The following is a 14,276-nucleotide window of genomic DNA, read 5'->3' on the forward strand; positions in this document are numbered from 1 at the left end:
GCGATTAAGGAAATTTTTACAGATTAGCCAGCAAAACAGGCCGGGCAGAGTGCGTCACTGCCCGGCAGCTGGCTAATAATTTAAGAAACGACGAAGAATCATAAAGTTAGCGGCAATTTTTATGGCTGATTAGCGGCAGCAAACTCCGCATAATTACTTTGAGTAATGGTTTTATAGGGGATCCAGTTCAGTGATTCGACTTTCTGTTTATCCAGTAACGCTTTCACGACTTTCACAGCGCCTGTCGCCTGCCCTTTCGCATCCTGGAAAATAGTCAGCGTCATCTTTCCATTTTTGACGAACTGCTGACCATCAGGCGTGCCATCGATCCCGGCAACCAGAATGTGGCTGTTTTTCGCCTGATTCAGCGCCATAATAGCCCCGATAGCCATTTCATCATTATTGGCGGCGATTGCATCGATCGGTCGCTGATTAAGCAGCCAGCCCGAAACTACGTCTACCGCTTCATTACGCTGCCAGCGTGCAGTCTGTTTTTCGATTACCGCCATCTGCTTATATTTAGCGATCACCGCTTCAACGGCACGCGTCCGTTCCCGCGCTTCTTCATTTGATAATGCGCCCATTAAAATGGCGACATTGCCCCGATAGTTCATCTGTTTTGCCAGCGCTTCCATCTGCATCTCACCCCCCAGGGCAGAGTCAGAACCGACATAGGCCATACTGGACGGTAATTTCACTTCCGGTTTACGGTTAACAAACACCAGCGGAATGCCCGCCGCTTCTGCCGCTTTCACCATCGGCAGTACGCCCTGTGTATCGACCGGGTTGAGAATAATGGCATCCACGCCCTGATTGATAAAGTCTTCAACCTGCTGTACCTGAAGAGCTACATCCCCTTTGGCATCGACGAACTGCCCATCCATTTTCAGCGCTTTTATCTCATCCACCATCTGCGTCCGCAGAATCGATACGAAGTTAAGATCGAAATTAGCCAGTGCGACACCAATTTTAGGTGTTTTAGCCCAGGCGGTAACGCTGATCATCAGGCTGAGCAGCAGTGCTAACATTTTGGTTTTCATCGCGTAATCCTGTAGGGTTTATTATTGATAGAACCGCCGGGCAACAGGCAAATACCCGGCGGCAGAGCTCACAACGTAAAGTGATCGCGGAACTGTGCCAGGGCTATTTCGCTGTCGCCTTCGGCCCAGCCCTCCAGCGCAACGACGCCGCAATAGCCGACCTGCTCCAGCGCACGGGCAATGGCGCGATAGTTAATTTCCCCGGTGCCAGGCTGCATGCGCTCCGGCACATCAGCCACCTGGATTTCACCGATAGCGGGGCCGCAGCGTCGTATCAGCTCTATCAGGTTGCCCTCTCCAATCTGGGCGTGATAGAGGTCCAGATTCATCTTCAGTGCCGGGCTGTTGACCGCTTCGACCAGCGCCAGCGTATCGGCAGCCCGTGCGAACGGCGTACCCGGATGATCAACCGCCAGATTCAGGTTTTCGAGAGTAAATACTCGCCCGGCCTGCTCGCCGAGCGCAGCGACACGCCGCAGGGTGTCGGCCGCTTTAAGCCACATCTCACCAGTGACCACCTCAACCGGACGAACCGCCTGGCCGTGAGCATCCAGCCCGGTGCCATGCAGATTCAGGCTCGGGCAGTTCAGACGATCTGCAATCGCCAGTGAGGTTTCTGCGCTATGCAGCAACTCTGCAATCTCATCATCATCAGTCAGGTTACCGTTGAGGTAGCCGGTCATGGAGGTAAAACGCGCACCTGTCGCCACCAACGCGTCGATATCTTTGTTGGCCCAGTTCCAGATCTCCACGCCAAATCCCAGCGCATGAATCCGCTCAACACGCGCGATAAAAGGCAGTTCGAGAAACACCATCTCCGCACAGACTGAAAGCTGATAACCGGCCATTAGCGTTCTCCCAACAGAATGGGTTTGCGTTGCTGCACCGATTCAATACAGGCCAGCGCAATTTCCAGCGCGTTACGCGCATCAGTGCCAGTAGCGTGCGGCGTGTCACCGTGCAGAATCGCGCGGGCGAATTCTGCCATTTCAGCAACATAGGCCTCACGCAGCAGATCGGTATCCATTCGAGACGTTGCGATGGCAATACCCTCGGCATGATAGCGCACACAGTTGTCCTGATTGATGTTGCCCGCCTGCAGCATACCTTTACTGCCAAAGACCTCACCGCGAACGTCATAACCGTAAACTGCCTGGAAGTTGGCTTCCGCAGTGGCAATGGCACCGTTATCAAAGCGGATGGTCACCACCGCGGTATCAAGTAATCCCTTATCTTTAAAATCGGGACGCACCAGCGCATCAGCCAGCGCATAGACCTCAACCGGCCGGGAACCCGGATTGAAGTGCAGCAGGGTGTCGAAGTCATGGATTAAGGTTTCAAGGAAGATGGTCCACTGCGGGATCGGGGCCGGATCGCGCAGGCCAGGGTCGCGTGTCACTGAACGGCTTAGCTGGGTGGTGCCATTGGTGCCTGCTCTGACAGCTTCAATAGCTGCGGCGAAGCCTGCACTGAATCGACGATTGAAGCCGACCTGCAACACAACGCCCGCATCCTGTGCGGCGGCAATAGCCCGATCTGCCTCATCCAGCGTTACCGCCATCGGTTTTTCGCAGAACACGTGCTTGCCAGCCCGGGCTGCAGCGATCACCAGTTCGGCGTGAGTGCGAGCCGGCGTAGCAATAGCAACGGCATCGATTTCGCTGTCATTGAGTAACGCCTGGATATCGGTATAGGCTTTCTCCACCCCCAGCCGGTCTGCCAGTTTCTGCGCTGCGCCGGGTTGCAGGTCGGCGACCGCTGTCAGCCGTGCCCCAGGCACCCGCAGCGCCAGATTCTCTGCATGAAAACTGCCCATGCGGCCAGCACCGATCAATCCCATTCGTACTGTTTTAAGGTTCATAACTGCTCCTGTTTTTTGTTGTCAGCCCAGTCAGGCTGAATAGGGTGTCCGGATGTCGCCTGCGCTTTGGCGGCAAAACGACGGGATTTTGAAAGCATCAGCGGCTCGATGTGCTCCAGTGAGATGCCTCGGGTTTCAGGCAGAAAACGTTTTACAAACCAGAAGGCCACCAGGCAGCCAGCGGCGCAGAGCATCAGTGGAAAAGCACCATGGAAGTGATCCATCAGCAAACGGCTACGGTTCATCATCGGGAAAGTCTGAGTAACGATGAAATTGGCGAGATACATCGAAGAAAAGGCGTAGCCCATCGCGACGGCACGAATCCGGTTGGGAAATATTTCAGAGATCAGTAGCCAGGCACCCAGACTCCATGACATACCAAAAATCAGTACGAACGCCACCAGGCCCACGACCGGCAGCAGGCCACCGATCTGCGCTATAAAAGCCCAGGCGGTAATCACCAGGCTGACAGCGCAACCCAGCGCTCCCCAGCGCAGCAGACGCGTCCGTCCCCAGCGATCCACTGCGTTCAGACAAAACGCTACTCCGACCAGCAGCGCCAGTCCGAGGAAAATGCTGTGATAGAGGGAGGTCTGTGTATCCGGTGAGATGTTCTGCAGCAGCGACGGTGCGTAATACAGCAGGATGTTGATGCCCGAAACCTGCTGCAGAATCGCAATCGCGCAGCCGATCAGCAGGATGTAACGCATTCTGGCGTCGCGGAGCAGACGGGTTCCCTGCTGACGGGTAACAGAATCCGCGTCCGGCGCACTGATTTCTGCCAGCAAACGCCGCGCATGTTCAGGCGTCGAAAGCCGGGTCAGCACTGCCAGCGCGCGTTCACGCTTGCCGTTTAACGCCAGCCAGCGTGGTGATTCCGGCATAAAGGGCACCAGTGCCAGAAACAGCAGGCAAGGCACCACACCCGACGCCAGCATCCAGCGCCAGCCTTCACTGACTATCCAGGCATGGGGCATACCGCGTGCAATCAGGTAGTTCACCACATAGACCGTGACCTGACCGCCAACCATCAGCATCTGCTGCAGCCCAAGCATGCGCCCTCGCCAGTCCTTAGGTGAGACCTCTGCGATATAGAGCGGCGTAATTGCCGACGCCATCCCGACCGCCAGGCCACCCACCAGTCGGTAAATCACAAAACCGGTTAGGGAATCTGCCAGCGCAGAACCCACCGCAGACACGGCAAATAACAGCGCGGTGATCACCAGTGTAGGTTTACGCCCGATCCGATCTGAGATCGCGCCGACACAGCCAGCGCCGACGATACAGCCGAGGATGACATTTGAAACAGCCCATCCACTTTGCCACGGCGTTAGCGCAAGGTGTTCCGTTAATGGCTCAATAACGCCGGAAATCACTGAGGCGTCATAACCGAGGATCACCCCGCTCAATGAGGCGATGGAACAGATGAACAGCAACAACTTCAGATTATGTTTACGCATAACACCTTAACTTTCCCATTGTTTTTGACAGGTGAGAGTTAATGTCAGCGTTGCAAAGTGGATGCCAGTTTTAAAGCGGGCTTTTATGTGAACGCGCTCGCAGATGACGCGTCCTGATTGAAAATAAAATTTACATGTCAACTTAACATGTCATTAAAATGGACATTCCATCGACCACGGGAGAGTGAAATGCAATCTCTGCATGATTTGCTGCCTAATAAAGAAGAGAGCGATGCCATATTCAGCCTGCCGGAAGGCGGTGATGCGGCACAGTGGGAAGCTCGGTTTGCCCGGGGCTGGCAGGCATTTAGCCAGGGTGAACAGCCGCGCTGGATCCGCCGCAGTATTTTGCAGTCATGGAACCGCTCGCGCGAACATGGCATCGATCCGGTATCTTTTGAGTACAGTGCCTCCGATCCAACGGAGCTGGCCGCCGTTCTGCGTCATAACAGTGAGCTGATTACTGTGGCGCATAGCGTGATGGAGAACCTGCTGGCTTACAATCCCGACGGTCATATCAATCTTACAGATGCGCAAGGCATTGTACTGAGTTTTTGCGGCAGCGACCTGACTCCGGTCGGCAGCATCCTGCGTGAGGAGGTGCTCGGCACCAACTGCACCGCGCGCTGCCTGCGAGAGCAGCGGCTGGTCTATGTACTCAGCGGAGAAAACTGGAAAATCGCGCTGCGTGAACGTAACCGGCAGTGCGCCGCAGCTCCTATCCGTGATGCCAGCGGTCGTATGACCGGCGTACTGACGCTGACCGCCACGCCTGACAATTTCAGTGCCCATACGCTGGGCACCGTGCAGGCTGCCGCAGAGGCAATTGGCCAGCAACTCACCTTACGCCGTCTGCTGGCCGAGCAGCAGTCGATACTGGAGACCCTGAATGAGGGCGTTGTGGTCTGCGACCGCGACGGGCGCATCAAAACCCTGAACCGCTACGCTCGTCAGATCTTTGCCGGTATTGATACCGACAACGCCCTGATCGATCAGGTGCTGCAGCCCCAGTCCGGTTCATTGCTCACACTGCCCTGCTGTAATGACCGCGAGATGGTGTTCCGCCCCGATGGCAGACCCAGTGTTTCATGCCTGGTCTCGCTGATGCCGGCACCGGACGGCGGTCGCATCCTGTCGCTGCGGGAAAATCAGCGCATCCGTGCCATTACCCGTCGTGTGCTCGGCGTCAGCGCCAGCTATACCTTTGAGATGATTCGTGGTCAGGCATCCACGCTGCAGAAGGCTCTTCAGGATGCCCGCGCCAGCAGTCGCAGTGACAGTACCGTTTTGCTGACCGGTGAAAGCGGAACCGGTAAAGAGCTGTTTGCTCAGGCGATCCACAATGCCAGCAGCCGGGCGCATGAGTCCTTTGTCGCGGTTAACTGCGGCGCACTGCCGCGTGACCTGGTGCAGAGTGAGCTATTCGGCTACGTCGATGGCGCGTTCACCGGCTCACGGCGCGGCGGTTCGGCAGGTAAATTTGAGCTGGCCGACGGTGGCACGCTGTTTCTGGATGAGATTGGCGAAATGCCACTGGAGGCACAGACCAGCCTGCTACGCGTGCTGCAGGAGAGTGAGGTGCTGCGCATCGGAGCGGCGCATCCGCTGAAAGTGGATGTCCGCATCGTGGCGGCAACCCATTGCGATCTGCTCAGTGCAGTGGAACAGGGTGCTTTCCGCCGTGACCTGTTCTATCGCCTCAATGTTATCTCCCTGACCATCCCTGCCCTGCGTGAACGCCAGAGCGACATTCCTGATCTGGTGAATACCTTCATTCACGCCCTGTGTCAGCGGCTGAATAAAACGCCTCCGCAGGTGAGCATTGAAGCAATGAACGCCCTGCAGGCATGGCACTGGCCCGGCAACGTGCGCGAGCTGGAAAATCTGGTCGAGCGGATCGTTAATCTTTGCCAGAGCAGCATCATCGACCTTGCCGATTTGCCGCCAGCGATGGTGACGCGCGCAACCGAAAACAGACCAGCGGCCAGCAGCCTGTTGCAGGATAATGAACGAGCCTGCATCCTGCAGACCCTTCGCGCGCAGGGGGGTAATCTGCGGCAGTCCGCTAAGCTGCTGGGCATTTCCCGCACGGCGCTCTATAACAAGCTCAATCACTGGAATATCTCTATAGATACGCTGCGCCAATAACCGGCTGGTGGCACTCAGCAACACCAGCATACATTCAGCCCGTTCAAAATATGGCTTTTGATCGCAACAGGGCCTAAAATGTGACCACCCTTAACAGTGGTCACTGAATTTTTTCACCCACCTTTGATCTGCCAGGTTCTGACAATGACTCAATCCGTAACGGAAAATGGCACACGCGGCCCGGCCGGGCACAATGTGCGTGACCAGATTGTCGATGCAGCCATGCAGCACTTCGCGCATTATGGTTACGAAAAAACCACCGTCTCCGATCTCGCCCGTGCTATCGGCTTTTCCAAAGCGTATATCTACAAATTTTTTGAATCAAAACAGGCGATTGGCGAAGTGATTTGCTCCACCCGGCTTGCGATGATTATGCAGCACGTCGAAGTCGCTATCGCCGATGCGCCTGGAGCATCGGAACAACTGCGGCGACTGTTCCGCACGCTTTCCGTCACCGGCACTGAACTCTTTTTTCACGAACGTAAACTCTATGATATTGCTGCCGTCGCGTCGCGTGACCGCTGGCCGTCGGCGATGGCGCATGAAGAACGACTGCTCAGCCTGATTCAGCAGATCCTGCGCCGGGGGCGTGAAGCAGGTGAGTTTGAGCGTAAAACCCCGGCTGACGAAGCGACGGAGGCAATCTATCGGGTGATCAAACCCTACGCCAGTCCGGTACTGCTGCAGTACAGCCTTGATGACGCTGAAGAAGCCTCTGCACAACTGGCAGCGCTGGTGTTACGTAGCCTTGCGCCCTGAACAATGCGCATGATGTGACTATTGACTTATTTAGTCACAAGATCAACGATAGCACTCTGTCTGGTTATCGCTCAGGATTCTGATGCTGCTAAGCTTATCTCTCTCTGCTCTATTCCATCCCTGCGTTCGTCCATCGCACCATTCTACGCAGGGTCTCACCTTCCGCGCTCAAGGCGTGTATCCATTGTCTGCGGCAGCATTTCAATCACTGTCCGGACTCTCTACGGGAGTAATCCAATGAGTCACTTAGCCTCATCACAACGCATTGTCATTACCGGCGCGGGCATCGTTTCGCCACTGGGTTGTGGCGTTGAAACCGTCTGGCGGCGATTAACGGCTGGAGAATCAGGTATACGTACCCTTCCCGATACGCTTACTGCTGGCACCGGTATTTCAGTAGGTGGCAGCGTGCCGGGCATCGATGAAGATCCGCTGGCAGGTTACGACCCCGAAGCGTTCATTGCGCCGAAAGAGCGTAAAAAGATGTCGCGCTTTATAGAATTCGCGCTGCTGGCAGCAGAAGAAGCGCTGAATCAGGCGGCCTGGCATCCTGAAGATGAGGCGGCGCGTGAACGTACCGCGACGATTATTGCTTCAGGCGTCGGCGGCTTTGGTGCCATTGCCGACGCGGTGCGCACCACCGATGCACGCGGCCCGCGCAGGCTCTCACCCTTTACAGCACCTTCGTTTCTGGCCAACATGGCCGCGGGTCATGTCTCGATCAAACACGGCTTCACCGGCCCGCTGGGTGCGCCCGTTACCGCCTGTGCGGCGGGAGTTCAGGCGATTGGTGATGCAGCCAGGTTGATCAGAAGCGGTGAAGCGGACATTGCTATTTGTGGCGGCACAGAAGCGGCGCTTGATCGCGTCACGCTGGGCTGTTTCGCGGCTGCACGTGCGCTATGTGTGGGCTATGAAGATCAGCCGCACCATGCCTCACGTCCGTTTGATCGTGACAGAAACGGCTTTGTGATGGCCGAAGGTGCAGGCCTGCTGGTGATTGAGTCACTGGCCCATGCCGAAGCACGCGGCGCGACACCGCTGGCGGAGATTGTCGGCTATGGCACCAGCGCCGATGCATACCATTTAACCGCGGGTCCGGAGGATGGCAGCGGGGCTGCACGGGCGATGAGAACCGCCCTGCGTCAGGCGGGCATTAGCCCGGAAGACGTGCAGCATATCAACGCACACGCAACCTCAACTCAGGTTGGCGATCACGGTGAGCTGGCGGCTATTCGCGCAGTGTTTGGCGATGATTCGCAGGTCGCGATCGCCTCAACGAAATCCGCCACCGGCCATCTGCTGGGTGCGGCAGGCGGCGTTGAGGCGATATTCACCCTGATGGCGCTGCGGCAGCAGCTTATTCCGCCGACGCTGAACCTCCATCATCCCGATGAAGCCGCAGGCAATCTTGACCTGGTGGCGCTCAATGCACGTCCCACGGCGCTGACTTATGCCATGTCGAACGGTTTTGGTTTTGGCGGCGTCAACGCCAGTCTCCTGTTGCGTAAGTGGCAATGACTTCAGAGTGACGATTAAGCCCGCGCTGCCAGACACCCTCTCAGCGCGGGTAATACATCGGACGTCCTTAAAAATCATGCACAGCTGTTCCCTGTGTGCCGGGGTTTATCAAAACACCCTCTGTACAACACTCGCTTTATAAATCTGTACCTTTCCTGACAAAATTGCCTCCGCCAGACCTCCTGCCCTTTTTCTTTCAGCACTACAATTAATCGGATGAAAACAACCTCAGAGAACGTTAATGAAGATTGCAGCTTTCGATATTGGTGGTACCTCTTTAAAAATGGGCGTGATTGATGAGCAGGGAAATATTCTGACCAGTGAGAGTGCTGATATTTCCCATAATTCACGCGACAAAATACTTGATGCGATCCTGGCCTGGCTGGAGAAAAATCCCGGCTGTGCTGGCATCGCCGTCAGCACGCCCGGTTATATTGATGCAGAAGCTGGATATATCGCCATGGGTGGCACCATTCGGGACTTCGACCAGTTTCATCTGAGCCAGTGGCTGACGGAAAAAACCTCACTGCCTGCCACGGTCGAAAATGACGCCCACTGCGCCTTACTGGCTGAACAGTGGCTGGGCAAAGCAAAAAAACTCAGTGATTTTCTGATGTTAACTATCGGCACAGGATTAGGCGGAGCGGCCTTCTGCAACGGCGCGCTGATCCGGGGCGGTCGTAACCGCGCGGGCGAGTTTGGCTGTCTGCTGACTTCGCGCCCCACCAGCAGCAATATTGAACGCCATACCATGAGCCAGAGTTGTACCATGACGGCGCTTCGGGAGAATTACAGCCAGCTCATCGAAAAATCTTCCGACGACGTCACGGGTAAAGATGTCTTTGACGCATACGATCGCAAAGAAGAAGCCGCGCAGCAGGTGGTGAATAAATTCTACCAGGATCTTGCAGCCTGCTTATATAACCTCTTCAGCGTGTTCGATCCGCAGATGATATTTATCGGTGGTGGAATTACCGAGCGGGAACCGTTCCTCGAGGAACTGGCAGAGCAACTGGCAAAATATGATCTTGATATCCGCATTGATACCGCGACCTACGGCAACGACTCCGGCATGTTGGGCGCAACCTGGAATTTCCTGCAGCGTCAGCCAGACAAATAATGGCTTGTAGTTCAGGACGTATGCAGGTTACACCTTTCTGATAATTATGATGATTTATCTGGTGCGGTATTTAAAACGATAACCCGGTCATGACCGGGTTTACTCTTGTTTATATTAGTGTCGTATTTGCGCCAGATCGTCTGACGTCAGGCCGGTCATTTCTATGACAGTTTTACGATCAAGGCCGTTTTGTAGCATAGTGCGCGCAATTTTCAGGGTAGCTTCACGCTGTCCTTCAGTACGACCTTTCTCAATACCACGCCGTTCACCAAGCTCGATACCTTCTGCGCGACCTTTTTCGATCCCTTTTTGTTCAAGCTGCTGTGCGATGGTCATCAGTGCGTCTCCGTGTTGTGGCACCCGCTGTGCCAGTTCGCGAACGAAAGCTTCGTAGTCAGCTGACTCACCAGCCTGCAGTAAATAGTGTATCAGCGTCATCACCTGGGGTGAAGAAAGATAATCGGCCATGAGTAGCATGACCAGATGGTCAGTCAGGCTTGCAATGTCGCGTTGATGAATATGTTTCTGCAAAAGCGTCAGGGCGGCCATACTGCGATGAGTCATGATCTCATCATCCGGGATGACCGTAATGTCCACCAGCGGGAAGGCGCCTCTATAAAGGCTTTCCGCCACTACCGGATCATCAAATTCGTCGAACCAGCGGGTCGACCACGGATAGGGAGTGCGCTTACCGGTATAGAACAGTACAGGTATGACTAAAGGCAGCTTTTTATGGCCAGCTTCAAGGTGGCGCTGCATAGCGGCTACCGCATAACGTATCAGGCGGAATGCCATATGCCTGTCAGGGGTGGATTGGTGTTCAATCAGAACATGAATATATCCGTCACCGGTTGAGGTTCTGAGACTGTACAAAACGTCACTGAAGTATTGACGCAAATCGTCTTCAACAAATGATCCGGACTCAAGCTTCAGTGTGGTGAGATCGCAGATTTTAAGCAATTTCTCCGGAAGGTGGATCTGCATAAAATCTCTGGCAACATCCGGATGCGTAAGAAACTGTCTAAAAGTAGCATCATGAGGTGTAGCACTATTTTTATTTTTCATCAGTTCAGCCCCTGTAAATTCCATGCGCTGCTACCACAGCGAAGAGGCTATCTTAATAGATCACATTTTAATTTATAATATTTAAATCTTGCCCAATCCATATAGATTAACTACACCAATGCTCTTTTAAAAAATTTATTAGCAAGATGCATTATGACGCAATCTAAATTAACCACCTTAATCAATTTATATAGCGATAATTAAAACATCCGGATGTACCCGAAACTTCTAACGCTGACCATTAATGTCTGAACCGCTTTACGAAAAGTTAATTTTCTATTTAAGTCACGGCATAACCAGCCCGATCACGCTGTTTATACCGCTCGCTCCCTATCCCCGTCCCGGCGCATCCAACAGGCTAAGCGCCACGCCTGTCAGGGTATAGACCACGACATACAACAGAATCAGTGCCGCAAGCAAAAGGCGGTGGCTGCGCATCTCACTTTTCTTCATGGTGCCATTCAGAAGGTGTAGCTCAATGCCAGGGTGGCCGATGCGCCGTTGTGCCGTGCAACGATGGGGCTATCTGAAGCATGCTTATCCAGCCAGCTGTAGTCACCGATCACACTGGCAGCCCAGGCAGGCGTGAACTGATGGCTCCAGGTCAGGCTGGTATCGGTGCCATAAAATCCACCCGCGGCGTCGTACCGTTCAAATCCGCTGCGCGCACTTTGCTTGCGGTTAACGCCATACCAGGTATTCATATAACGCCCGTCGCCAAACAGTCCCGCCACCTGCAGTGCCACGGTATCGTCACTGGTCTGCCAGGGGATCAGGGTTACGGAAGTCCGGTACTGCACACCCTGACTATCACTTAATGGCAGCGTCGCTTTGCCCTCCAGCACCAGCCACGGCGTTACCGACCATCCCAGCGCCAGCGCGGTGTTCATCGTTGCGTCGATGTTCCCCATGCCTCTGAGCCGGTCATCCCCATCTCGCCAGGATGAATTCTGGTCAGAACGGCCCAGCCCGTAGCCCAGCGTATGTTCCAGATACAGTCCATTATCTGCCTGCAGGTCATAGCCAATGCCTTTCTGTGAGTCTAAAAAGAAGGCCCCGTCGCGTGCCTGGATCACCGGCATCAGCTGCCAGTGCTGCTTATCGGCGCCGCTATAGCGTGGTGCATTGATACCTGCAATGCCCAGCGTGACGCTTGGCGGCGGCGTAGTCTCATCAGCCATGGCAGTCGCGGCACTGAATCCCAGCGAAAAACAGACCATGTGCAGCGTTATTTTTCCGGTTATCATCACGTTTCCTCATTATCACATCAGGTGCGGAGCTGAGGGGTTCAGAGCCGCGTCAATGGCCGGAGTATGCGAGGCGAGTGTCAATTAACGACCAGGGATTTATGAAGAAACAGTCAAGGTGATCCGAAAATGCAGTCAAGACGTGTACTGATTATTGAAGATGATGCTGATGCGGCGGGCGTACTTGAGGCCTACCTGAAACGTGAAAATTATGAGGTCATGATTGCCGGTGATGGGCCAGGCGGGCTGGATGCCGCCAGACGCTGGCAGCCCGATCTGATCCTGCTGGATATCATGCTGCCCGGCATGAACGGCACTGAAGTGCTGGCAGCGCTGCGACGTCGTGACGATACCCCGGTGATCATGGTAACCGCGATGGGTGATGCGCCGGACCGCATCGGCGCACTGCGCTATGGCGCGGATGACTACGTGGTCAAACCCTATCATCCGGGCGAAGTGGTGGCGCGCGTTCAGGCAGTACTGCGCCGTAGCCAGCAGAGTCAGGTACCCGCTGCAGAAACCCTGCGCTGGGCGGGTTTAGTGGTGGACACGGTGGCGCTCACCGCAGTGGTCGATAGCGACAGTGCTTCACCGCGCCGCCTCGATCTGACACCGACCGAATTTTCCCTGTTGGTCACCCTGATGCGCGCTCCGACGCGTCCGTTTACCCGCCTGTTTCTGCTGGAGCACTGTCTGCCGGAAAGCGATGCGCTTGAGCGGGTGGTCGATACCCACGTCTATAACCTGCGTCGCAAACTGGAAGCCGCGGGCATCTCTGATGTCTTACCGGCAGTGCGCAGCGTCGGTTACCGGTTCAGACAGCCATGAAGAACGATACGCATACTTCATTGTGGCGCTGGATCTGCATCCGGGTGCTGTTTCTGGCGATTGGCAGCGTGGTACTCATCGCCATCTGTATGTGGCTGCGCTTCGCAGTGCAGGCGTACTGGGTCTATTACCGGATGCCGCCCGCGCTGCTGGAGGAGTTCACCCGGTTGCGCCACCACCCTGCCAGCGATCCGGCACGCTTTCATCAGATTATGGACCAGTGGTGGGGCATCAACTTCTCCGATCCGTCGCTGGCCTCGTCGGACTGGCTTACCGTGATCGTGCTGGTCGTGGTAACGATTCCGTTTATGGTGCTGATGGCGCTGCGTTTCGCCCGTCCGCTGTCGGCGCAGTTCAGCCAGCTGGCTACCGCGGCGCGAGCGGTTTCAAAAGGCGAATTTGGCCGATCGGCGGTAATCGTAAAAGAAGCCCCACAGGAGCTGGTACGTTTTACTGAAGATTTTAATCAGATGACGCAGCAGCTGGCGCGTTACGAGCGTGAGCTGCGCACCTCGCATGTGGCGATGGCGCATGAGCTTCGCTCGCCACTTACGGCGGCGATGGGCCGCCTGCAGGGGATTCTGGATGGCGTCTTTCCTGCCGAACCGCAACAGCTGGCAATGATCATGAAGCAACTGACGCAGCTCAGTCGCCTGACAGACGAACTGCATCTCTTGTCGCTGGCGGATGCCGGGCAGCTTACCCTGAACCGCGAGTGGTTTAATCTCAGCGAGTTACTGCGCGAGCGCTCCGGCTGGCTTCTGCCGCAGGCAGAACAGGCGGGGATTGCCATCAGCGTGACATCACCCAACGATCTGCGGCTGTATGCCGATACCTTCCGGCTGGGCCAGGTAGTGACCATCATCTGTGAGAATGCAATGCGCTACGCTGCCGACGGTGGCGCGTTGCTGATCACGGCCAGCCAGAACGATCAGGCGATCATAATGACCTTCCGCGATTATGGTCAGGGTGTGGAGCCGGACTTCCTGCCGCAATTGTTTGACCGCTTTACCCGCGCTGACTCCTCACGCGCCCGCCACTCCGGCGGCAGCGGTCTGGGACTGTCGATTGCCAAAGCGATTGTCGAGGCGCACGGCGGGTCGCTTCACGCCACACTGCCCGCCGACGGCGGTCTGCTGATCGGGATAACGCTGCCGACGAGATAAATTGTTCTGGCTTGACCATTTCTTGATGGTTCATGGAACGTTTCTGGACACATGCCGGGTT

General features: G+C 55.5%; 13 protein-coding genes. 6 read left to right on the forward strand and 7 right to left on the reverse strand.

The window, feature by feature from the left end:
- Positions 1 to 119 precede the first annotated feature (119 nt).
- The 4 genes from GVJ63_RS19875 to GVJ63_RS19890 form a co-directional block, all read right to left on the reverse strand.
- Positions 120 to 1,040 (reverse strand): substrate-binding domain-containing protein, encoded by a 921-nt coding sequence (locus tag GVJ63_RS19875; protein ID WP_010256805.1) that lies wholly within the window; start codon positions 1,038 to 1,040, stop codon positions 120 to 122.
- 68 nt (positions 1,041 to 1,108) lie between these two features.
- Complete coding sequence (locus GVJ63_RS19880; protein ID WP_159227274.1) at positions 1,109 to 1,888, reverse strand: TIM barrel protein; 780 nt, start codon at positions 1,886 to 1,888, stop codon at positions 1,109 to 1,111.
- Positions 1,888 to 2,901 (reverse strand): Gfo/Idh/MocA family oxidoreductase, encoded by a 1,014-nt coding sequence (locus GVJ63_RS19885; protein ID WP_159227275.1) that lies wholly within the window; start codon positions 2,899 to 2,901, stop codon positions 1,888 to 1,890. Before GVJ63_RS19885 ends, GVJ63_RS19880 begins: the two co-directional genes overlap by 1 nt.
- Complete coding sequence (locus GVJ63_RS19890) at positions 2,898 to 4,361, reverse strand: sugar porter family MFS transporter (protein ID WP_010256816.1); 1,464 nt, start codon at positions 4,359 to 4,361, stop codon at positions 2,898 to 2,900. The genes GVJ63_RS19885 and GVJ63_RS19890 overlap by 4 nt, the downstream gene beginning before the upstream one ends.
- 189 nt (positions 4,362 to 4,550) lie before the next feature.
- Between GVJ63_RS19890 and GVJ63_RS19895 the strand changes: the two genes are divergently transcribed.
- The 4 genes from GVJ63_RS19895 to GVJ63_RS19910 all read left to right on the forward strand — a co-directional run bounded on the left by GVJ63_RS19895 (position 4,551) and on the right by GVJ63_RS19910 (position 9,909).
- Entirely contained in the window at positions 4,551 to 6,509 is a 1,959-nt protein-coding gene (locus GVJ63_RS19895) for a sigma-54-dependent Fis family transcriptional regulator (protein WP_159227276.1), read from the forward strand.
- Between the two features lie 144 nt (positions 6,510 to 6,653).
- Positions 6,654 to 7,268, forward strand: coding sequence for a TetR/AcrR family transcriptional regulator (locus GVJ63_RS19900; RefSeq protein WP_159227277.1), 615 nt, complete (start codon positions 6,654 to 6,656; stop codon positions 7,266 to 7,268).
- A 237-nt stretch (positions 7,269 to 7,505) separates the two neighbouring features.
- Positions 7,506 to 8,789: a beta-ketoacyl-ACP synthase II gene (gene fabF, locus GVJ63_RS19905; RefSeq protein WP_029519682.1), complete on the forward strand. Its 1,284-nt coding sequence runs from the start codon at positions 7,506 to 7,508 to the stop codon at positions 8,787 to 8,789.
- A gap of 241 nt (positions 8,790 to 9,030) precedes the next feature.
- Complete coding sequence (locus tag GVJ63_RS19910) at positions 9,031 to 9,909, forward strand: ROK family protein (protein WP_062759542.1); 879 nt, start codon at positions 9,031 to 9,033, stop codon at positions 9,907 to 9,909.
- A 114-nt stretch (positions 9,910 to 10,023) separates the two neighbouring features.
- Here the strand turns inward: GVJ63_RS19910 and GVJ63_RS19915 are convergent, their stop codons facing one another.
- The 3 genes from GVJ63_RS19915 to GVJ63_RS19920 form a co-directional block, all read right to left on the reverse strand.
- Complete coding sequence (locus GVJ63_RS19915; protein WP_159227278.1) at positions 10,024 to 10,974, reverse strand: Rpn family recombination-promoting nuclease/putative transposase; 951 nt, start codon at positions 10,972 to 10,974, stop codon at positions 10,024 to 10,026.
- Positions 10,975 to 11,304: 330 nt separating this feature from the next.
- Positions 11,305 to 11,427, reverse strand: coding sequence for a hypothetical protein (locus GVJ63_RS22505; protein ID WP_254920079.1), 123 nt, complete (start codon positions 11,425 to 11,427; stop codon positions 11,305 to 11,307).
- An 8-nt stretch (positions 11,428 to 11,435) separates the two neighbouring features.
- Positions 11,436 to 12,221 (reverse strand): MipA/OmpV family protein, encoded by a 786-nt coding sequence (locus tag GVJ63_RS19920; protein ID WP_111534836.1) that lies wholly within the window; start codon positions 12,219 to 12,221, stop codon positions 11,436 to 11,438.
- A 129-nt stretch (positions 12,222 to 12,350) separates the two neighbouring features.
- Between GVJ63_RS19920 and GVJ63_RS19925 the strand changes: the two genes are divergently transcribed.
- Together GVJ63_RS19925 and GVJ63_RS19930 are read left to right on the forward strand one after the other, a co-directional pair.
- Entirely contained in the window at positions 12,351 to 13,049 is a 699-nt protein-coding gene (locus GVJ63_RS19925) for a response regulator (RefSeq protein ID WP_159227279.1), read from the forward strand.
- The gene (locus tag GVJ63_RS19930) at positions 13,046 to 14,215 is read left to right on the forward strand and encodes a cell wall metabolism sensor histidine kinase WalK (RefSeq protein WP_045139825.1); all 1,170 of its coding nucleotides are present in this window, start codon (positions 13,046 to 13,048) and stop codon (positions 14,213 to 14,215) included. The genes GVJ63_RS19925 and GVJ63_RS19930 overlap by 4 nt, the downstream gene beginning before the upstream one ends.
- Positions 14,216 to 14,276 lie beyond the last annotated feature (61 nt).

Origin of the sequence: Pantoea sp. 18059, assembly GCF_902706165.1 — a bacterium.
Lineage (GTDB): Bacteria > Pseudomonadota > Gammaproteobacteria > Enterobacterales > Enterobacteriaceae > Pantoea > Pantoea agglomerans.